Raw genomic sequence first — 22,010 nt, 5'->3', positions numbered from 1 at the left:
CATTTAACATGATATCAAAAACATTAGAGAATACAATTGGTAATTAAGACTTCATTCGCTTTTTTTTGAAAAATAATAGGAAAAGAGTTTAACTACCTTTTTTCATTTCTTTTTCAATTTTGATTATCATGCTTTCGGCATTCTTGTTTTTGGGATTGAGGTTTAAAGATTTTTGATAGTTTATTTTAGATAGGTCTAATTGGTTATTTAAAAAATAACCTTCTGCCAAACTATCAAATACATTTGCTGAATTAGGAAACTCAGAAACGAGTAAAGCAAATATCTTAACTGCATCTTCAATTTGGTTTTTCTCAATTAGTTTATATCCTAATCTATTTAATTCACTCTCATCAGAAAAATTATAAGTGTCAGGATAATTTTTCTTTAATTGTTTATAATATTCAATACCATCATCTACATTATTATAGCATTTTTGTCTTATTGAGAGATAAACTGATTTTTTGGGAATTTTAAAAGAGTTTCCTTTTGTAATGTTTTCTATGGCCTCTGCAATATACCTAAGTTTTAAATTTTTATTATTAGTCATTAATATGACCATTACATCTTCTTTTAGGTTATAATGTATTAAAGACTCGTAATTAAAGGAAGAACCTTGATGTTGGTATATCATTAACTCATTATTCTTAAAAACACCTTTCCCTAAAGCAGACTCACTGCTTTTTGAAAAGGAATCGAATAATTGTATTAGGGATTCCTTTGAAATTATCTTACCTGAATGTAAGCTGTTAACCCAATTGAACAAGTCATTTATACTGGGAAACACCCAACCTGAAAATTCAATATCACTAGAGCTATCATTCATTAAATCATTATTAAATGAAGTTACTAGCTGAGTGTTTTTGGAAGTTGCATCTATAATAGCATCTGACATTTTACTAGGAATTAGAATGTTTTCTTGGATAAAATCATTGAAAGACATCCCAGATATCTTCTCCACAATTCTTCTTTGTAGAAAAACATTATTGTTACTATAGAGATAATCAGACCCTGGCTCAAATATTAAATTGTCGATATTCTTTATATCAGTATATATATCTTTATCATTTTTCACACTATTCCATTTTACTTTTGGTAACCCACTAGAATATTGTAATAGATGTTTTATTGTTACTTTGTTGGACCAATTTGGTAGCTGTAAATCAAACTTTGATAGCTTATCTTCAAGATGAAGTAATCCTCTTTCTTTCAAGATCATAATAGCAACTGCATTGAACTCTTTCCCTATAGATCCAATGTTAAATATTGAGTTTCTATTTAAATGTTTTTCTTTTGAAGCATCTGTAAAACCCAATTCATTTTGGTATATTATTTTATTAGACTTAGCAACAAGAATATTACCATTAAAAACCCCTCGCTTGTAAGATACTTTCATTAAAGAATCTATTAAAGGTTGATGTTTTATTTGACCTTCTTTAATTTTATTAATATTGCTAGTGGTTACGTTAGGTTTATTTTTACAACTAAACAATAGGATTATCAATAGTAACATAAACTGATGTTTCGTTTTTAATCTATGATGTCTTCTTGTTGTATAATTGGATTGTGATTTTTTAACTTGATCACTTATATTTACCATATAAAATGTATTTTTTACCTTCATTTAATTATTTGTTTAACGCCTTCTCCGAACTTTGACCCCCTAATTCAACCACCTTTGTATAATACTGTATGGCCTTATCCTTTTGTATGTATTTCAAGTAAGGCTCACCTAAGGAATCTCATCAATACATAATAGTGACGAAATAATTTTTCTTTCATAAGGTTTTCTTTAGTGTAAGTGTTATAAGAAGGCTGTTTTAATTAGATTTTACTTGACTGTTTTGTCTAATTCCAAAAATTAATAAATAACCAATCATCCAAAATTCACCAATAGTAGCAGGTAAAGTAAGATAACTATTGAAGCTAAAATCAATTCCTGCGTAGTGTATAACTGTAGAAATTAGATAGCCTATACCACCTAAAATAATTATTCTTCCTAACCAGACAGGTAACCTTTTAGATTTGATAACTATGTATCCCATAGGAAACAGCCAAAGCCCAAAGAAAAGACCACCAATACCCCAGGCATTAGAAATTATTTGTTGAAAAACCTGAATTAATAAAACCTTGTCTTCCATAGCACCTATATCAGAATTGGCAACACTTATAGCAGAGGCAATTGAAATTGCACTTATCATAATAGCTAAAGCATTTACCATTCCCCATATACCTAACGTCCAAGCTTCCCATTCATAATTATCTTTAAATAATTTGAAAAACCAAACTGCGGTAAGTGCCTGAGAAATTACGATACCAAATTCTAATAGCAATCGAATTCTTGCTGTAGATTCTAATTCCACTAAATTTGTTAGCGTTTGTTCAGGATTACCAGACACAAATATTTGAGAATGAAAGACCATAAACCCTAGAATTCCTGTAATAGCCATCATTAAATACCATAAGCCAGTTATTCTAGCGGTCTTAATTAAATTTTTCTGTTCTGTATTTGCAATCATAGATGATTTATTTTTTTATTTTATACTAATTCTGACTCTGTAAAAGAGAAATTGTTACAGTTTTGCCCTAATGGCACACAACATGTTTGAATATGGTTTATTGCGTGTTTTAAGCAACTAATTACCGACCAAGAAAGTTCGCGAAGGCTTTCGTAAATAGGCTAAAACCAGCAATTAATTTTATAAGGTGTTACCAAACGTATTTGTTGATATTACTAGCTTCGAAATCATTCCTCTTGATTAATATATTTTAACCCTTCGTATAAAGCTACTAATGGTACAGAGCGATGGTTTTCTTTTTCAAAATATTCTATTTCGATATTTAGAGGTTTATCCGATTTCTTTGTTATTAAAGTATAGAGAGCGTCGTGTCTTTGTTTATTCCTTTCGTAATTCGCCTCTCCTTGATTAGCAGTAGCGATATACAATTTTTTATCTAATGCTATTGAGGAAGTAGAATCAACTTTGTTTTTCATCATCTCCTCATTCCACCAAATACTTGGGTCTATAGAAATGTAAGCATTGAATACGCTATTTTCATCCATATAGGAATTTAGTGTAAGTAGTCCTCCTAAAGAGTGCCCAATTAGAGTTCTAAACGGTTCTGTCTTATACTTTTTATCAATATAAGGGACTAGTTCTTTCTCAATGAAATTTAAAAAAATCCTTCCACCTCCCATAGTATTCGGTCGTTTGGTCTTAATTTTTGTAACTGTAAAATCTCGTTCACGGTCTACATTTTCTATGGCTATAATAATACTTTCAGGCATTAAATTGTTTCGATTCCTATTAGAACTCATAAAATGTACTATTCCAGATACTGTTTTAAAATGAGTATATCCATCCAATAATATGATAACTGGATATTTTTTATCAACTTCAGATGAATTATTGTATGAATCAGGAAGACTTATTAAACAGGTTCTTTCTTCATCTAAAATATTAGATTTAAAAACGAACTTACTTCCTACTATAATATCTTTTTCATTCTGTCCAAATGTGGTTTGAAGTCCTGAAAGAAGAATATATAAAATTACAAATGTCAAATTTTTCATAGTTTGCTTTATATGTTTGTTAACAATAGAATATATGGCCATAGATAAATTTTTAAAACCAACATTATACCTATGAGCCATACTAACAAATGATTACAATGTTGAGCGTATTTCTTTTGTGTAGCTATTTGAAGACATATCTATACCCTACATTTATCATTAAACCATTAGCATAAATTGGGTTTCCAACGACTTTATCAGCTGTTGCACCTGAACCAACACCTCCTATTTCAATAAAGTAATTCGAAGATTTATCCATAAAAAATTCAAATCCGAATAATCCATAACCTCCGAAAACTGTACTTTCTGAAGAAAACTTACTAGAGGGAAGTAACAATGTTGTTCCTCCTTCACCATACAGCCGAATGAATTCACCAATCTTACCTCCAACTCCAAGAACCCCTATTGACATGCTCGAATATGGAGTCCAAGTAGTAGTATTGGTGTTTTTCAAATGTTCGTTGAACAATAAGTTTGCTCTTACACGCAGGGCGACTTGCTTTTTAGCAAAATATGGACTTGTCAAATTTATACCTAACCCGAAGTCACGTTGATTTTGTTTGATATGAAACCCTATACCCCAATTCGTGTTTATAGCTTCTGTTTTTTGTGCGTAAGTACCTGAAGTTATCCCGCCCATTAGAATACAAATAATTAAAATTATGTTTTTCATGTAATTGAATATGTTTATAATTAATATTTATCCTCTACAATAAACTTAAAACCAGCTAAATCCTAACCCTACATTAAAGATTAAGGCATCTCTTTGTGCATCTCCATCTAAAGAAGCATGACCTAAAACTAATTTAGACTGCACATTAAGTACAAAGTTTTTCTTTTTATACATTTCGTAACCAGAACTTACCATTACAGCTGTACCAAAATTCCAATCGTCATTTACATCATCTTTAATATCATATAGGGCTGGCGAATCTATGGCTAAACCAACTCCTCCATGAATCCACCATTTCTCTTTTACCCAATATTGCACAGATGGAATAAGTCCTCCAAAATTTCTATCATTATCCTGAAATTTGTAAATATTTCCTGGCATTGAGACAGTAATAGCCAATTTTTCATTTAACATATAACCCAACTTTAGATCTGGAAAAACAAATGTTCCTTGAGATTCATTGAAGGTTTGGATACCTGCACTATCCTCTATACTGATGAGGCCTCCACCTACAGTAAATTCAAACATGAATCCTTCTCTTTGGTTTGTTGTTTTTGTATTTGTGTTTTGCGCAACTGTTATACTAGATACTAATGCAAAAGCTATATAAGCCATTTTTAATAAAATTTGTTTTTTAATTGTTTTCATTTTAATTGATTTATAATTATTCTTTTTTGATTGATGATTTATTTTGTATTCTTGGTTAATACATCAAGAATTTTTTGAGTATTCTAAGGCTGCACCAATGGCAATTCCAATGGAAAGCCACAAAGCAATGTTTGATGTCAATAGGCCTAATACTACTCCTGAAACTATGCCCATAGCAAGTCTAATTCCTTTTTTACTTTTAATTAATTTCATAATTGTTCGTTTTTTGATTGTTTAAATTTCTAATATTTAATTACCTTGTTTTTATTTCTACAAAGGTGCAACAAGAACGGAGTTAGCCTACAACCCTTATGTAGCCTTATGTATAAAGTTTGCTGATGTATTGAAAATTATGACGCAGATCTATAAATTATGATGCAAATAGGTCTTTATAGGGTATCTTATTTTAATTTTTATGATTCGACATACTTTTTTACAAGTAGTTTATTTTTCAACAATTAAATTTTCCAAATATCTAAGAACAGTAGCTATTAAGATTTTTTTTTGTCATTAAAAGAATCCAAAGTCTCTCTTTTCAATTTTCGACAATTCACAAAAACATAATTGTTTTTTTTACAACTAATTTATAAATTGAAATAGTCTATGTCTATAAATCAACTAAACAGTAATAATCACATTTCCTCTTTTATGTCCCATTTCAACGTACTTATGCGCTTCAGCTATTTTTTCTAAAGGATAGATACTATCAATAACAGGAATAATTTTCTCTTGTTCTGCTAAGCTTTTTAAATTCAAAAAAGCTTCTTTTGGTGTTAATGGAACCCCATGATCTATGGATATGTATTTACCATTCGAAGTCAATGCATTTTTGCTCTTTTCTTTAAGTGTCGATGATTTCGAATTGCCTACAGCATCAATCACATATTTATATGCTTCTAATTGTGTTTCAGCATTTTCTAAAGTGTAATCAATCATCTTATCACTTCCTAAAGATTTTACTAAATCGAAGTTTCTAGCACTACAAACACTTGTAACATGCGCACCCCTATGTTTCGCCAATTGTATCGCCATTGTACCTATACTGCCAGATGCACCATAGATTAAAACGTTGTCACCCTTTTTTATATGCGTCTTTTTTAATAGATGAGAAGCCAATAAACCACCATAAGGAATTGCTGCAGCTTCCTCAAAACTAAGATTTACAGGTTTTAGTGCAAGATTCCAATCTTCGGGTAAACAAATATATTCTGCATAAGCACCAAAACGACGTTTGGTAGGCGACATTGAACCATACCCAAAAACCTCATCACCAGTTTCAAACAATGTCACCTCTTTACCTTTACGCTCCACAATGCCAACTGATACCATTCCCAATACAGGATTTCTTGGCCGACCAAAACCAAAGATAAGTTGGAGTATAAATTTGGGAATCATAGGTTCATTCATCCTTCGAATAAGAACATCACTTGTAGTAACTGAGGTAGCACATATTTTTATAAGTACTTCATTTGCTTTTGGTGCTGGTTTTTTAACAGTACTAAGTACCAAGTTTTCTGCATCGCCATACTTTAGACATTCTATTGCTCTCATAATTAAAATATTTTACTACAAAGTTGATACAAATAAGGCTGTTAAAAGTTCGTATTTGCAAAACAGAACCAATTCAATTATTCTATGAATTTCTCAATTTTATTATGCGTTAAATGCTGTACATTCTTTGTGATTTTTTCAATATCCCAATTCCACCATTTTAGCTCTAATAATTTAGTAATGACACCTTCTGAAAATCGTTTTCTGATTTCCTTTGCAGGATTACCACCAACAATAGAATAAGGGGCAACATCTTTAATTACGGTTGCGTTTGTGGCGATAATGGCTCCATCCCCAATAGTTACACCAGCCATAATTGTTGCGTTATAGCCAATCCATACATCATTACCAATAGTTATGTTTCCTTTTTGTGGATACGTTTTTCCTTCCATTGCATGTTCCCAGCCATTTCCAAAAACCGCAAAGGGATACGTTGACATTGCATCAGTTAAATGATTTGCACCATTCATTATGAATTTTACATCAGAAGCAATCATACAGAATTTTCCAATGATTAATTTATCGCCAGTAAAGTCAAAATGATACTTCACATTTTTCTCAAAGTTTTCTACATTTTCAAAATCATCATAGTAGGTATAGTCTCCAACAATAATATTTGGACTTTTAATTATGTTTTTCAAAAAACAAAGTCTGTCGTAATTTTCAAGTGGGAATTTTATGTTTTTGTTTGGTCCGTTCATAAACTGTTATATTTTTTAGTTTTTACTGTTTTTTTATTGATGCCTTATTGATTTGTTAAATTTCCATATTTTTTAAACGAAATAAGTTTTTACAAATACGGTGAACCTACAACATGAAAAACTAAATCCCATATAATATGTGACGTAATTGCTACAAGTAAACCACGTTTCCAATACACATATCCAAAGAAAGATCCTGTAATTAAATTTCCAATCATTGTTGCACTTACGGTAACTGTACTTAGCTTTGAAAAGTTTTGTGATAATGGTAGGTGAATTAAACCAAAGAATATTGCCGTAATAATTATACTTACCCAAACTACACTGTTAGAGGGTTTCACCTTCTTTTTAAATAGTTGAATTACGGTTATTATTAGAGACATTAACCCTAATCGAAACATTATTTCTTCTGTGATTCCTGCTGAAAAAGATACGATTACATAATATATTTTAGAGGGTCTATCTATAATGCTTGTAACTGGATATAAATCTCTTACTAGCTTATGAAGAATAAGAATTACAACTGCTAAGATTACACTAAATACGATGGATAATAAACTATTTTTTTGGCTTAAAGAAAACTCTTTTATTTTTTCCTTAGAAAATATACTTTCTATAAGAGGTGCACCCAATTCTGCTTTTTTTGAAAGAAACAAACCAACAAACACCAAAATTGCACCTACAATTAAGCCATAAATACTTGTTTGTATTATTTCTTCAGAAATTGAATCTAATAGATTAACACTGGTATCACCAGCCTTAATTTTTATTCTTTTTAATTCTCTGCTAAAGGGTATGTTTAGAAGCGTGCCTATTATAAATAAAGCAACTATAACAACTGCAGTTTTAATTTGATTTCGGTTTACTTTTTTCATTTTTTTTGGTCTATGATTGAATTTGGGATTGCAGTTTGTATGTTATCTATATGCAAAATTATTTTGCTTTCGATTAATAGTATGACACATTCATTTTTTGATGATACATTATGATTAACTCTTTTTGGGTACCACAAACACATCTCCTTATTGCATGATAAAAGGTTCTTTATGCTCTAATTCCATAACTAATGACCCTTCCAAAATATAGAACAACTCGTCTTTATTTTATATTTTTTTTGGAACCATATTCCAAAGCTGGACCAAGTTAATGAATCAACGTTGTTATACATTTTATTCCATTCATTGAAAAACTCTTCTTTAGGTACTGTATGATAAAGGTCTATATGTTTTTGCTACAAAGACGATTTATAGATTTTAAGATCATCTTTCCAATTCATTTTGTTTGATGTCTGTGCAAACAAACCGTTAATTGATAATAATAGTGCAATAAAATAAATAATTATAACTTTTATAAATGTGTTCATCGCTCTATTTATTTTCGATTCTTTTGAGTACATCATAAACCAAAATCATTGCACTCTTAGAAGCCTCTAGTTGATTTAAAGATCCAGAAATATAAGTATCTAATTGAGGACAATACCACAAAAAAGAAGCAGTACTACCTGAGTGTCCAATAAGTTGTAAGTCCGTATCTATATTCATCAGGTCTTTAAAAGCCACCTTTCGTATTCCAAAACCGTATTCCATACCCACTGTTTCATAAACCCAATGTTGCATTGCCAAACGGGTTTCTTTTTTTACAATTAAACCTTCATTAAACGCTTTTAAAAAGCGTATCAAATCTTGGGTGGTAGACACCAGTCCACCTCCACCCCAATCTGCACTTAGGCTTTTGAGAGATGATAATTCATATTGACTTGCATAGAATTTAACGATAGGAAGATTATTATCTATTGCTGTAGATTTTAAGTTGATGTAGGAACTATTCATCTTTAAAGGTTGAAAAATATATTGCTGAAAGAACACGTCTAATGATAATCCACTCAGATTTTCAATAATCAATGCTAACAGCACATATTCTGTATCTGTATAATGATAACCATCACCAGGAATAAAATGTGGTGTCATCTTGTCTTTTGAAAACTGAATCATTTCTTCAGCTGTCCATGTTTTGTTAGGGTTTGTCAATATTTGATTGATAATGTTTGGACTTTCATCGTTAGTTTGGTCCGTAAAATAATCAGGCAAACCAGAGGTATGTTGCAACAAATGTGCAATGGTTACATCTTTTGAATAGTCTTTTCCATCCACAACAATAAGATTATTCATCAATGAATCTGGCAAATATTTAGCGATTTTATCATCTAAATTTAATTTATTTTGATCCTTTAAAATACCAATTGCTGTAGCTGTAAGCATTTTGGTAACACTGGCTGTGTAAAATGGACTCTGTATAGAAATAGCATCTTCTTTGTTTTCAACCAATTGTATATCGATTCCTCGAGTTTCAGAATACACATGCAGAATACCACTTTTTATGTTCTCGTTTTGTAGTTCGGCATTTAATAATAGCGCAATGTCCTTCTTGATTTCTTGCTGACCAAAAGCACCTATAGACATAAAAATTAATAGTGTTAGTATTGTACTTTGTTTCATAATTAGTTCATTATTATACCATTAAAAATTACTGTAAAATTAGTTTTATTTTTAAAACCAACTAAACCCTAAACCTATGTTAAAAGTTACTGCATCTCTATGTGCATCTCCTTCTAAAAATGCTCTTCCCATCACCAATTTGGACTGTACATTCAATGCAAAGTTTTTCTTTTTGTAAAAATCATATCCTGTACTTGCCATAACTGCACATCCAAAATTCCAATCGTCATTAACATTATCTTTAATGTCGTAAAGTGCGGGTGAATCTATAGCTAAACCTATACCACCGTGAATCCACCAACGGTCTTTTACCCAATATTGTACTGAGGGAATAAAACCTCCGAAATGTCTGTCATACTCCTGAAATTCGTATATATTTCCTGGCATAGATAAAGTCAATGTCAACTTATTATTTAAGATATAACCAAATTTTAATTCAGGGAAACTTATAGCTCCCTGCGCTGTATCAAAGGTTTGAATGCCTTCACTATCTTCAACACTAATAACTCCTCCACCTAGACTAAATTCAAAGATAAAACCTTCTCGTTTTGAAGTTTCTTCAATAGTTGAATTGTTTTGTGCAAACGTTAGTGATGACATGAGTATTAAAACCAAAAATGTCATTTTTAATCGGATTTGTGTTTCAATTGTTTTCATATATTCGTTTTTTTTAATTGTTTTATACGTTGATGATTAAAGGTTGTAGATCTTCCTTAAAATTTAAAGCCGATATACAGGTTTGGCTCAAAAAGGAAATGATTTTTCCATTTATTATCTAGTTGTTTAAATGCTTGCGGTGTTTTTGTGTCAAAATGCCATACATTACAATGAACCTGTGGCTCAATAAAAAATTGTTTCTTTTTACCAAAAGCAATGTGATAACCTACATGGTATGAGTTGTAGAGTTTAAAACCATTGGCGATTTTCTTGTTGTCTAAATCTTTGTACGTTTTATAAAGTGGTAATACTTCTACAGAAGCAAATAAGCCTTTCCAAAGCATACGCTGATAAGATATACCAACACCCGTTTCATGCAAATAACCTGGATAAAATTCAGTTTTAGAATCTATTTTATCTAAAAGTCCATCCCACCATTGAATGCCCATTGGTTGAAATAAACGCCAAGTGGCAAATTTTACACCAATGATGTTTTTTGAATCTAAATCACGCTTAATATGAAATTCAATGTGTTGCGTGTTAGTTCTTTCACCTCCTTTGCCAATATTACCCAAGATAATTGCTGGAAAGCTCGCTCTATATTTAAAATCTGTATCATTATTCTTTGATAGTTCATGATTACGTTGTGCAAAAACATTCAATGCACATAAGGTTAAGGTAATGATTAATAGTTTTTTCATTTTAATTTGTTTTTAATTATTTGTTTTTAATATTTGTTTTGTGATTATTATCTCATTTGATGGTACAAAGAAATGCCAGAAGACAAGGCACATCGTCCTGTATTATAATTCCAAACCTTTTTTTGTTTCATCTATAAAAAAATCCTTTAGATGATGTTTACCAGATGTTGGTGCAATATTGTCTTCTGCCATTAAGGTGAGGAAAAACTCAATTGGGCCATAGGTTTTAACACTTGCAAAAGTTCTTAAACTCCAAAGTGTTAATTTTCTTAAACTATCTGGTAAATGAATAATTTTAATAGGTTTATTTAAAGCGCTTAGAGCTAGTTTACTAATATCATTCAAACTTAAAATATCTGGGCCTCCAATGGTTAATTCTTTGTTGTTATCGTCTAAAGAATTTACAATAGCTTTCGCTAAATCTTCTCCGTGAATGGGGTTGAATTTTTGATGACCAGATCCAAACAAATAGACACGACCAGATTTAGCCATTTGTAAAAAATCTTTCATATCTGAGAAAAAACCATTAGGTCTAACAACGGTATAGTTTAACCCAGAAGACTTTAAAGCATCTACAAATTTTTCCTTAGCTTCAAAAATTTTTAAATTTCTGTATTTATCTCCGTTAATAGCAGACACATATACAAAGTGTTTTACACCAGCCTTTTTAGCTTCTTCCAACAAATTTATATTGGCTTGATAATCTACATCCATATAGGTTAAACCTTCTTTTTGCCTTGTTATACCTACCGTAGATATTACTGTATCTATACCTTTGCAAATATCACTTAGGGTATCAGGTTTTGTTATTTCAGCTTGCTTTATTTCTAAATAATTTTCGTTACTATTTTGCAGCTTATTAGGGTTACGAACAATTGCAATAATCTGATTTTCTTTATCGATTAATGCTTTTAACAAATACCTCCCTAAATAACCGGTAGCACCTGCTAATAATACATTGGTATGTTTCATTATTAAAAAAATTATTGGTTATTTAATTGGTTCAACTTCCTTTTAAAAATAAAACGTGTAATAAAAATACCATTGTCATCATTTTTTCCTGCATCGCTTTCTACTGCACTTGTAACAAACATCAAATCCCAACCTTCAGAAAGCATAGCTGTTAATTTTGAGGAAATCAAAGCATCATTGGCAGCTATATTTTGAAAACGTATACCACCCAAATTATAAAAGTTCAATAATTTAGTTTCTTCAAAGTTTTTTATTCTAATATTTTTTCTTTTAGATTTATTTCTGGAATTGTTTTCTTCTGATTGGTTTGAGGTAAATTGTTTATAATCTCTTTTATTATTTGATGAAATTAATCTTGATCTACCTAAGCCACTTGGGATTATCGATTCTACACTTGTAATAACTTTAATTTCAAATGCTTGTTTTGATGTTTCTTGACTAAAAACATTTGTTGTAGTTAGCATAAGGAATGTGACTACTAATATTATATTTCTCATATCTTGATTGTTTATTTTTTTTGGGTAATTCTTAATTAAATTCGTTGGTTAAAAGTTGTTCTATAATGGTATTTCGTTGTTCGCCAGAATCATCTTGTTGATTACTTAACAGTACAATTGTTGCATCGTATTCTGGTATAAACCCAATCATACTCCAAAAGCCATTAATATCACCTCCATGCCAAAACATTGTGGTATTGCTTTCTTGTGTGGTAAACCAACCCAGGCCAAAATCTACAAAGCCACTTGGTACATCGTCTGCAAATATTTCGCCTTTTTCGGTAGCCGTAAACCAGTTTGTTTTTACTGCATTTGTCCAAATTTCCATATCTTTTGGCGTGCTACTGAAATCTCCAACGCCAAATGCAATAGCCATTGGGTACGTACTGTTTGCGTTATCATTTTTATAACCCTCAGCATGTGTATTTATATCAATAACATTAGTGCCTTTATAAGTATCAATCATTTGCAAAGGTGTCAATACTTTTTGCTGAATATATTCGTGATAAGACATTTGAGATACTTCTTGAATTAATAAAGCTGCGATAAGAAAGTTTGAATTGCTATACTGTTTTCCAGAACCTGGTGTAAAATTAAGACCATTTTCAGAAATCATTTCAGTAATAACTTCATAAATATCTTCTTCATCCAAGGTTTCGCCTTGTTCGTAGGCGTCTTCCACTACAAATTGATAATCTGGAATACCTGATTGATGTGATAATAACTGTGCAATGGTAATTTGATTTCCGTTTGGAAACTCTGTGTCGAATTCATCTAAAGTTTGATTAAAATTACTGATTAAACCATCGCGTTTTAGTTGTACAATAGCAGCAGCTGTTAAGGTTTTAGTTACTGAACCAATACGATAGCCAAGTTCATCATCTTGTGGTAATGCAGTACTTTCATTTGCTAATCCAAAACCCTGACGCACTAAATCATTACCATTTTTAGTTACAATGGCATACCCTTGAAAATCAACTTCATTCAATAAATTTTCAATGGTTGTGTAGTTGTCTATTGGTTCGTTATTGTCGTCATCTTTTGAACATGATGATAATAAGGTTGTTATAGATAGTAAAATGGCTATCATAAAATGGTTTCCTGCTCTTTTAACAATAATCGGTTTGTTTTTTTTAAGTGTTTGATTTAATGATTTCATAATTGTTCATTTTTAATTGATTTATAATGATTTTGATAGTGCAAATTTGCGGCATAAGAGGTCTCGAATCGTCTTAAATTATAAATTAGAACGTTCGGAATTATCCTCTTTATTATTTCATTTTTTGACACGATTCATCTGCACTTATCCAAAAAATGGTTGTGATTTTTGTTTAAAAATGAAGTGTTTTACGTTAGTTCTTTTGGCCTAAAAAAAATGAGAATTTTTCGATATTTTTTTTTGAAACTTCAAAATTATTGATACAACAATCCTACTGAAATGTAATTCAGCATAAAATTGAATGAAGGAAATAAACTGCTATTAAACTACTAGTTACTATTAGATTTCACCCATTTACTTGGGGTAATGCCTTCTGTTTTTTTAAAGTACGTATTAAACACACTTTTGGAATTAAAACCGCTATCATAAGCTAAACCGAGAATGGTTAAATGTGAGTTTTTAGGGTCTAAAGCTATAGTTTTAAAATGGTTGAGACGATATTGATTAATAAAGTCATTAAAATTTGTATCGAACGCCTGGTTAATTAAATACGACATTTTATTGGTGTTTAAACCTAAAACATCAGCAACAAATTTTAAACTCAGCTGTGGGTTTAAATAAGGTTCTTCCTCATCAAAGTAGTTAAGCAATTCTTTTTTTAGAATTTGTATCTGGTGACTATCTAAAATGTTTGAAGTTAGTTTTTCTTCCTCTTTTTGAGGAACTTCAATATCGTCAATAAACAAGTTAGACTGGTGTAATTCTGAGAACCCATTTATGCTATGTAAAGGGTGTAAAAAAGGTTCTTGTCTGTAGTTAATAATTTGTCCACGTCTTTGACTAACCATTTCTTTTAATCTCGAAAATCCAAGTTCTTTATGATTCGAGTTGCTAAGAATAAACACGTCATATGGCACTAGCATTGTAGCTTCATTACCTCCTTTACACCATTTTGAGGTGGCTTCATTTGTTATTACTGTATCCTTTTTATTAACAAGATTAAACAGCATGTTTTTTTCTTCTTGTAATGATGTATTCTGAATAAATGCTTTAAACTGCTCAGCCTCATTAAGCCATATTAGACAGAAACATTTTAGGTGATGCGCTAATTCTAAATGAGGATTAAGTGTTAGGGCGTAGTCAATGCTTTCTAGAGCTTTACGAAATTTACGTTGATAATAGTAAATGTGTCCTAAAGTATAGTGATTGTTTGCTGAGAGCGGATCTACTTCTAACAACTTGTTGGCAAAGACTTTGGCTTTATTGAAAAAACCAAGAGCAATACACAACTCTGCCATAGCTTCTAATCCATCTATATGGTTTGGATTTATTTCTAAAACCTTATTAATGTGTGTGTAAGCGTTTTTGAAATCCCATTCTTCCCAGAAAAATTTACCTACAAAAGATAAAGGATACTCAGGTAATGAGGTATCTATTTCTTTTGCTATTAAAAGGTTGCTGGTTGCTAATTCCATAGCTTCTTGATAAGGCATATAACCCCACATTGCTAGTAAGCCATAACATTGTAGATTGGCATAGTAGGCTTTGGCATATTGTTTATCTAGGGCAATGGCTTGATTATAAAATGAAATAGCTTGATTGATGCTCTCAGGTGTCCATTTTAATTGAAAGGAGCGTCCTTTTAGAAATAATTGATAAGCATCAATATTATCAGTTGGCTGTTTTATTAAATGGTCCTGTACTTCGAAGTGCCCAAAATTATTTCGAACTTCGTCTGCAATGGCTAAGCTAATCTCATCTTCTAAATCGAAGATATTTACTAGTTTTCTGTCGTATTTTTTTGACCAATAATGTATGCCATCTTTGACGTCGATTAACTGCGCTGTTATTCTAATATTATCTTGAGACTTTTTTATACTACCTTCAAGAATTGTATTGACACTTAATTGTTTACCAATTTCTCTAATATCAATATCTTTTCCTTTAAAGGCGAAAGATGAGGTTCTTGCAATTACTTTTAAACCATTAACCTTTGTTAATGCATTTATAATTTCTTCAGTAATACCATCACAGAAATAGACGTTGTCACTATCATTGCTCATATTGACAAAAGGTAAAACTGCTATGGATTTCGAGTTTAAATTCATTTTAAAGAAAACAAAAAACAAACATAAACATTTCTATTGATTTAGTGTAAAGTTAAAATTTTTGAACTAAGTTTAATTATTATATAAGAATAAATGTACCTTAAGATAATAAAAGGTTAAATTATTGTTGACAAGGAAAATAACATATAAGACAGAGGCTTCATTTAAAAATACTGCTGAAAATAATAAACGCGTTTTTAAAATATACTGGATTTTGTGTTGTGGGGAGTTTATAAGAACTACTTACTCTTTTATTAGGGTTTCTTAGAATAAGGTTGGTTGTGTAAAATCTAATTGGGTTGTTGTGAAATTATATTGGGGTGCTACTTCTTTATTATTTAACCAACCTTTAAAATCGGATGCTGACTTTAAACTAAAAGGCATTCTTAGTTTGGTGTCGTGAATGTCGCGCATTACTCCTTTAGCCTCTGTTGTTACAATAGTATAGGTATTGTTTGCATATAATCCTGCAAAAGCAAACAATTGGTTGTCGAAACCTATTTCGAATTTGATTTTATCTTTGGATTTCTTCACATCCAAAAATTCTCTTTCCACTGTCTTTAAAGTTCCTTCCATCTTATAAAAAATATCTTTGCTTATCCAATCATTGACGTATGCTTTTCTGATGATTTTCTTGAAATTAATGATGTCTTTTATGTCTGTATTATGTGCGCAATTTTTTTCTGTTTTCAAATATTATTCAAAACAAGATGAGCTTTTTTAAACTGTTTTTAGATTAAAAATCATAAGCAGAAATTCAATTAAACATTTAAATGTTAGACACTTAAACATAATGAATTTCTGCTTTTTTTATTGTATAACAATAAACTTTCTTACGTCGAACTCACGTTAATTAAAAGAACAAGGGTAATTGATACTACCAAAAAATCGAATACAATACTGCTAATAAAAGGCAAACCACAAAAGAACCAATATTAAATAAAGGTGTTGTTTTAAACAAATCTTTTGTTATTTCAATTCCTTTAGGATCATCTTTTCCTTTAGTCTCCATATAGCTTAAAACCATTATTACAACAATAGATAGCACTGTTGCTAAACCCATTTGATGCATCCATGGTGCTAAAGCAGGAATTGGTAAAAACTTTAACGCTAAGGCAATTGGCACAGACAATACTGCACCCCAAATTGCAGCGTTGTTGGTTGTTTTTTTCCAAAATAAACCTAATAAGAATACCGCTAAAATACCTGGACTAACTAAACCTGTATATTCTTGAATGTATTGAAAAACTTGATCCATTCCATTCAATAATGGCGCAACAAGTACTGCAATTACTAAAGCTACTGCTCCTGTTAATCTTCCTACGTTAACCGTTTTCTTATCATCCGCATTTTTATTGATGTATTGTTTGTAAATATCCATAGTAAAAATGGTTGATGTAGAATTTAACATCGATGCTAAAGATGATACAATAGCTGCTGCTAATGCCGCAAAAGCCACACCTTTTAAACCTGTTGGTAAAAACTGTAATAACCATGGGTATGCCTTGTCTGCTTGTTCTGCAGTTGGTGTATTTAACATACCAACTTCTCCTAAACTTGCCATAATTTCTGGATCGTTTACCATCACATAGGCTGCTATTCCAGGAACAACAACAATTAAAGGAATTACTAACTTTAAAAATGCTGCCAATAAAATACCTTTTTGAGATTCTTTTAAAGATTTTGCTGCTAATGTTCTTTGAATAATATATTGATTAAAGCCCCAATAATAAATATTTGCAACCCATAAACCACCTACTAAAACCCAAACTCCAGGTAAATCTAAATAATTAGAATTCGGACTTCCATCAGAATTAAACTCCTCTAAAACCATATGAAACTTATCTGGTGCTGCCTCCCAAACTTTAGAAAACCCGGCCATAACTCCTTCTCCTCCAGAAACGGTATTTAATGCTAAATAGGTAGTAATTAACCCTCCTAAAACTAAAAACACTACCTGAATAACATCTGTCCAAGCCACAGCAGATAATCCTCCATAAAGTGAATATGCTGCTGCAAATAATGCTAAACCAATAATGGCATAAATCATATCAACACCCATGATTGTTTCAATGGCTAAACCACCTAAAAACAATACAGAAGTTAAATTAATAAAAACGTATAAGAACAACCAAAAGATAGCTAAAATAGTTTTTAAATTGGTTGAAAAACGTTTCTCCACAAATTCAGGAATGGTATACAATCCTTTTTCTATGAAAATTGGCAGGAAGTATTTTCCTACAATAATTAGGGTTAACGCTGCCATCCATTCATAAGAAGCAATTGCTAAGCCCAATGCAAAACCAGAACCAGACATCCCTATAAATTGTTCTGCAGAAATATTTGCTGCAATCAAAGATGTACCAATGGCCCACCAAGGCAAAGATTTACTTGCTAAAAAGTAATCTTCTGCATTCTTTTGATGTCCGTCTTTATCACGCGAAACCCATAAACCTACCCCTAAAATTAGAATGGCGTAAGCTACAAAGACTATATAGTCCCACATATCAAAACCTGCTGTCATAATTGTTATTGTTATTTTTTAGTTAATTTTTGAGTACCAAATATACATATATAATTTAAAGATTCTTGATTTTTAATCATAAAAAACAAACTAGTAGGGTCTAGTAGGTTTTTTATTGAATTTAAATTGTTTTTTTACTCATAAAAGAGATAAACCGAATGCATTTTTTTTTTAATTATGTATGTTAGCTTGATTATATGACAATATTAAAACAGAATTAGATGAATTATAAAAAGAGTTTTATTTTTAAGTGAATCTGTACCTAAGCTGGCTTGCGAGGCAAATAGTAGAGCTAAGAAATCTCAAATTTAAATTTCTTGATTTTAGTCGAAATATCATTTACTTTAAAGAATAAAAATTACAATCCACTAATAATCAGCGGTTGTTAAATAAGGCCCATCTTAACGTAAGTCCGTATTATTTTAAAATAGAAAAATTTTGTACTCCATAATCTTAACCTTATTAAATAATTCAGATTTAGAGGTTTCTAAATGCAATAAAAAAAGCACAATAAAATTAAAATTTTATTGTGCTTTTCGAGTTATTTAAAAAAAACTTATTAATAAAAGCCTATAAGTACTTTTAAAAACTAAATAGTTTTAAGTATTTTATGTAGGTATTTATACATTATCCTTTTACAGGAACTGAGATAACTGTTTTTGCCCAAGCCATAAACATCGTTGCATTGTCTCCTTCTCCTTCAAAAGCAATTGAAAATGCTTCAACAGGTTCATCTAATTGCGATATTTTACCATCAACCCTTACCACATCTTCAGCTTCATCATAAAAGTAAGAACCCCAAACGTTTTTTTGCTTACTTAAAATAATTGTCCAATCTCCATCAGTAGGAATTGAAAACAACGTATAGGTACCAGCATTTACTTTTTTACCTCCAAAAGTTACATTTTTATAAAATGTAATTTCTGCAGCTTCGTTGGCACCCGTTCTCCAAACCTTACCTTTTGGTGCTAGTTTGTCTAACTTTCTGCCCTTTAATTGTGGTCTACTATATATAACTTTTACCAATTTATCTGCATTTCTCCAATTGGTGGGGTAAGAAGCAGCATCCATAGGACTAACGTCCATTTTTGGAAATTTTTGTGCAAAAGTTTCTGTTGATGAAATTAAAGCAATGGTAAAAATTGCGATTGATAAAATGGCTTTTTTCATATTTATATATTTAATGAATTGTATAATTTGTAAGTCATCAAAATTAAAAAACCTAACATTCAAAAATCTTAATGTTCTGTTAAGTTTTTAATGACAATTGCAATCGCTACTACAATTCTTCTTGTTTTTTGTAGGTAAAAGGTAAGTTTTTACTAAAAAAACAATGGCTAAAATCACTAAAAGATATACGATAACTTTTTGCATTAACTTAATATTTGATAGGTTATTAAAGAAGATAGATATGCCAATACCCCCATTCCAAACAACTGAATTAAAGGCCATTTCCAACTTTTAGTTTCTCGTTTAACAATTGCTAAAGTTGCCATACATTGCATTGCAAAAGCATAAAATACCATTAAAGACATACCTACAGGAAAATTAAAGCGTTTTTTACCTGTATCCGGATTTATTTCAGAAGCCATTTTTTGTTTTATGGTGCTACTATCATCATCACTTGCTTCTACACTATAAATAGTTGCTAAAGTACCTACAAACACCTCTCTTGCAGCAAAAGAAGTAATTAAGGCAATACCTATTTTCCAGTCGTAACCTAAAGGTTTTATGGCTGGTTCTATGGTTTTACCTAACATTCCTATATAGGAGTTTTCTAATTTTGCAGAGGCTATTTTTTGTTGCATTTCTGCCTTATTTAGGTTTATATTGGCTGTACTTTCAACAACAGATTTCTCTGCATTTTTAAATGCTGAGCCTCCATTAGAAGCTAAAAACCAAAGTACTATAGATAAAGCTAAAATTATTTTTCCGGCGCCTAAAACAAAAGCTTTTGTTTTTTCAACTACTTCAAAAAAAACATTTTTAAAAGAAGGTACTTTATAATCTGGCATTTCAATAACAAAAAAAGATTTCGATTTAATCTTTAAAGTTTTGTGTAATATGTACGCAGCTAAAATGGCTGACACAAAACCTAAAGCATACAAGAGCAATAAAACCAACCCTTGTAAATTTAAAAAGCCAAAGATTTTTTTTTGAGGAATAATTAAAGCTATTAATATGGCATAAACTGGTAAACGTGCAGAACAGGTTGTAAACGGGGTTACCAAAATGGTAATTAATCGTTCTTTCCAGCTAGAAATGGTTCTTGTTGCCATGATTGCAGGTATTGCACAGGCTGTACCAGAAATTAACGGTATTATACTTTTACCATTCATTCCGAAACGACGCATAATTTTATCCATTAAAAATACAACTCGGCTCATATACCCCGTTTCTTCTAAAATAGCTATGAATAAAAACAAGATGGCTATTTGCGGAATAAAGATTACAACTCCGCCAATTCCTGGAATAATTCCCTCTGTTATTAAGTCTGTTAAAATACCTACGGGCAAATTACTTTTTGCAAAATCTGCAAATTGGGCAAAAGTTTCGTCTATAAAATCCATTGGCAATGATGCCCACTCAAAAATAGACTGAAAAATCAGTAATAAAATTAAACTAAACATCACATAACCCCAAATTTTATGGGTAAAAACACGATCTAATTTACCACGCAAACCAGAAGCTTTAGATTGATCTATGACATAGGCTTTCTTTAAAATTTTATTAATTTCTTGGTAGCGATATATGGTTTCTTTATGTTGATATTTTTTTACCTTAGAAACGTCTTTTTGAAAAGCTATTAATTTTTCTTTTTCTTCGGATGAAATAGCATCTGGAAAATTATTCTGTGTTACCATCAACCATAATTCATACAAAGAATAATTAGGACTTATTGCTTTTAATGCATCAAAATAATGAGGATCTATTTTAGAATTGATGCCACATAAAGGAGACGCTTTTGCGGCAACGTGACAACGAATAATGGCCTGTTTAACCTCTTTTATTCCTTCGTTTTTTCTGGCGCTAATTAAAACAACTTCGGTATTTAATTCTTTTTTTAATAAATTTAAATCAATGGTAATTCCTTTTTTATCCATTTGGTCTACCATATTGATTGCCAAAACTGTAGGAATTTCTAAATCTTTAATTTGTGAAAACAATAAAAGATTTCGCTTTAGATTTTCAACATCAGCCACAACCAAAATTACATCTGGTGAGGTTTTAATGTCTTTATTTAGTAGGGTTTTTAAAACAATACTTTCATCTAAAGAAGTGGGGTTTATAGAATAGGTACCAGGCAAATCTGTAACAACCCCATTTTGTTTGGCAGAGAGTTTACTGGTTCCTTCTTTTTTGTCTACAGTAATTCCAGGGTAGTTCCCAACTTTTTGATTTAAACCAGTGAGTTGATTGAACAACGATGTTTTTCCGGTATTCGGGTTTCCAATTAAAGCAATTTTTATATCGTTTTTAGACATTAATATTTGCTTTAAGAATTTGAATTAGTGATGCTGTTTCTTTTCTAATTGCTAAATGACTTCCGTTAACACAGATATATAGTGGGTCTTTTAAAGGTGCAATTTGTACAAGTTTTACTTCTGCCCCAGGCAAACAACCCATTTCTAATAATTTTAGTGGAATAAAATCTAAAGATTCTTCAGAAATATATCCTATTTCTCCTTTAAGTAAAGATGCAATTGTGCTCAATTTGTTTATGTATAAAAAGATTCCTGCAAAAAGCAGGAA

General features: G+C 30.8%; 21 protein-coding genes. All 21 read right to left on the bottom strand.

All coding sequences use genetic code 11. The features are described from left to right. Positions 1-88: 88 nt before the first annotated feature. Positions 89-1,621 (bottom strand): serine hydrolase, encoded by a 1,533-nt coding sequence (locus tag ACW9UN_RS00375; RefSeq protein WP_459483008.1) that lies wholly within the window; start codon positions 1,619-1,621, stop codon positions 89-91. 196 nt (positions 1,622-1,817) lie between these two features. Continuing rightward, complete coding sequence (locus ACW9UN_RS00370; RefSeq protein WP_459483007.1) at positions 1,818-2,516, bottom strand: DUF4386 domain-containing protein; 699 nt, start codon at positions 2,514-2,516, stop codon at positions 1,818-1,820. 227 nt (positions 2,517-2,743) lie between these two features. Beyond that, positions 2,744-3,613 (bottom strand): alpha/beta hydrolase, encoded by an 870-nt coding sequence (locus ACW9UN_RS00365; protein WP_459483006.1) that lies wholly within the window; start codon positions 3,611-3,613, stop codon positions 2,744-2,746. An 82-nt stretch (positions 3,614-3,695) separates the two neighbouring features. Further along, positions 3,696-4,211: a hypothetical protein gene (locus ACW9UN_RS00360; RefSeq protein WP_459483005.1), complete on the bottom strand. Its 516-nt coding sequence runs from the start codon at positions 4,209-4,211 to the stop codon at positions 3,696-3,698. 78 nt (positions 4,212-4,289) lie between these two features. Then, on the bottom strand, positions 4,290-4,892 hold the full coding sequence (locus ACW9UN_RS00355) for a hypothetical protein (RefSeq protein WP_459483004.1): 603 nt from the start codon (positions 4,890-4,892) through the stop codon (positions 4,290-4,292). A 63-nt stretch (positions 4,893-4,955) separates the two neighbouring features. Further along, positions 4,956-5,105, bottom strand: coding sequence for a glycine zipper domain-containing protein (locus tag ACW9UN_RS00350; RefSeq protein WP_459483003.1), 150 nt, complete (start codon positions 5,103-5,105; stop codon positions 4,956-4,958). Positions 5,106-5,510: 405 nt separating this feature from the next. Continuing rightward, positions 5,511-6,401, bottom strand: a complete 891-nt coding sequence (locus ACW9UN_RS00345; RefSeq protein ID WP_459483002.1) for an NAD(P)-dependent alcohol dehydrogenase — start codon at positions 6,399-6,401, stop codon at positions 5,511-5,513. Between the two features lie 119 nt (positions 6,402-6,520). Beyond that, complete coding sequence (locus ACW9UN_RS00340) at positions 6,521-7,144, bottom strand: CatB-related O-acetyltransferase (protein WP_459483001.1); 624 nt, start codon at positions 7,142-7,144, stop codon at positions 6,521-6,523. A gap of 89 nt (positions 7,145-7,233) precedes the next feature. After that, on the bottom strand, positions 7,234-8,019 hold the full coding sequence (locus ACW9UN_RS00335) for a CPBP family intramembrane glutamic endopeptidase (protein WP_459483000.1): 786 nt from the start codon (positions 8,017-8,019) through the stop codon (positions 7,234-7,236). 492 nt (positions 8,020-8,511) lie between these two features. Next, positions 8,512-9,639 (bottom strand): serine hydrolase domain-containing protein, encoded by a 1,128-nt coding sequence (locus ACW9UN_RS00330; protein WP_459482999.1) that lies wholly within the window; start codon positions 9,637-9,639, stop codon positions 8,512-8,514. A 51-nt stretch (positions 9,640-9,690) separates the two neighbouring features. Beyond that, positions 9,691-10,296, bottom strand: a complete 606-nt coding sequence (locus ACW9UN_RS00325; protein ID WP_459482998.1) for a hypothetical protein — start codon at positions 10,294-10,296, stop codon at positions 9,691-9,693. 56 nt (positions 10,297-10,352) lie between these two features. Further along, positions 10,353-10,997, bottom strand: a complete 645-nt coding sequence (locus tag ACW9UN_RS00320) for a hypothetical protein (RefSeq protein ID WP_459482997.1) — start codon at positions 10,995-10,997, stop codon at positions 10,353-10,355. Positions 10,998-11,099: 102 nt separating this feature from the next. Continuing rightward, positions 11,100-11,969 carry an SDR family oxidoreductase gene (locus ACW9UN_RS00315; protein WP_459482996.1) on the bottom strand — a complete coding sequence of 290 codons (870 nt, stop codon included), beginning with the start codon at positions 11,967-11,969 and terminating at the stop codon, positions 11,100-11,102. Positions 11,970-11,980: 11 nt separating this feature from the next. After that, positions 11,981-12,433 (bottom strand): hypothetical protein, encoded by a 453-nt coding sequence (locus ACW9UN_RS00310; RefSeq protein ID WP_459483149.1) that lies wholly within the window; start codon positions 12,431-12,433, stop codon positions 11,981-11,983. Positions 12,434-12,497: 64 nt separating this feature from the next. Further along, positions 12,498-13,625: a serine hydrolase domain-containing protein gene (locus ACW9UN_RS00305; protein ID WP_459482995.1), complete on the bottom strand. Its 1,128-nt coding sequence runs from the start codon at positions 13,623-13,625 to the stop codon at positions 12,498-12,500. A gap of 329 nt (positions 13,626-13,954) precedes the next feature. Continuing rightward, positions 13,955-15,733, bottom strand: coding sequence for a helix-turn-helix domain-containing protein (locus tag ACW9UN_RS00300; RefSeq protein ID WP_459482994.1), 1,779 nt, complete (start codon positions 15,731-15,733; stop codon positions 13,955-13,957). 264 nt (positions 15,734-15,997) lie between these two features. After that, positions 15,998-16,426 carry an SOS response-associated peptidase family protein gene (locus ACW9UN_RS00295; RefSeq protein WP_459482993.1) on the bottom strand — a complete coding sequence of 143 codons (429 nt, stop codon included), beginning with the start codon at positions 16,424-16,426 and terminating at the stop codon, positions 15,998-16,000. Between the two features lie 184 nt (positions 16,427-16,610). Beyond that, positions 16,611-18,257 (bottom strand): sodium/sugar symporter, encoded by a 1,647-nt coding sequence (locus tag ACW9UN_RS00290; protein WP_459482992.1) that lies wholly within the window; start codon positions 18,255-18,257, stop codon positions 16,611-16,613. 627 nt (positions 18,258-18,884) lie between these two features. Next, positions 18,885-19,427 (bottom strand): DUF2911 domain-containing protein, encoded by a 543-nt coding sequence (locus ACW9UN_RS00285; RefSeq protein WP_459482991.1) that lies wholly within the window; start codon positions 19,425-19,427, stop codon positions 18,885-18,887. 203 nt (positions 19,428-19,630) lie between these two features. Next, on the bottom strand, positions 19,631-21,742 hold the full coding sequence (gene feoB, locus ACW9UN_RS00280; RefSeq protein ID WP_459482990.1) for a ferrous iron transport protein B: 2,112 nt from the start codon (positions 21,740-21,742) through the stop codon (positions 19,631-19,633). After that, on the bottom strand, positions 21,735-21,971 hold the full coding sequence (locus tag ACW9UN_RS00275; RefSeq protein ID WP_459482989.1) for a FeoA family protein: 237 nt from the start codon (positions 21,969-21,971) through the stop codon (positions 21,735-21,737). The genes feoB and ACW9UN_RS00275 overlap by 8 nt, the downstream gene beginning before the upstream one ends. Between the last annotated feature and the right edge of the window lie 39 nt (positions 21,972-22,010).

This window comes from Polaribacter litoreus (genome assembly GCF_054584775.1).
The sequence above is the reverse complement of the archived record's forward strand: the minus strand, read 5'-3'. Positions and strand labels throughout refer to the sequence as shown.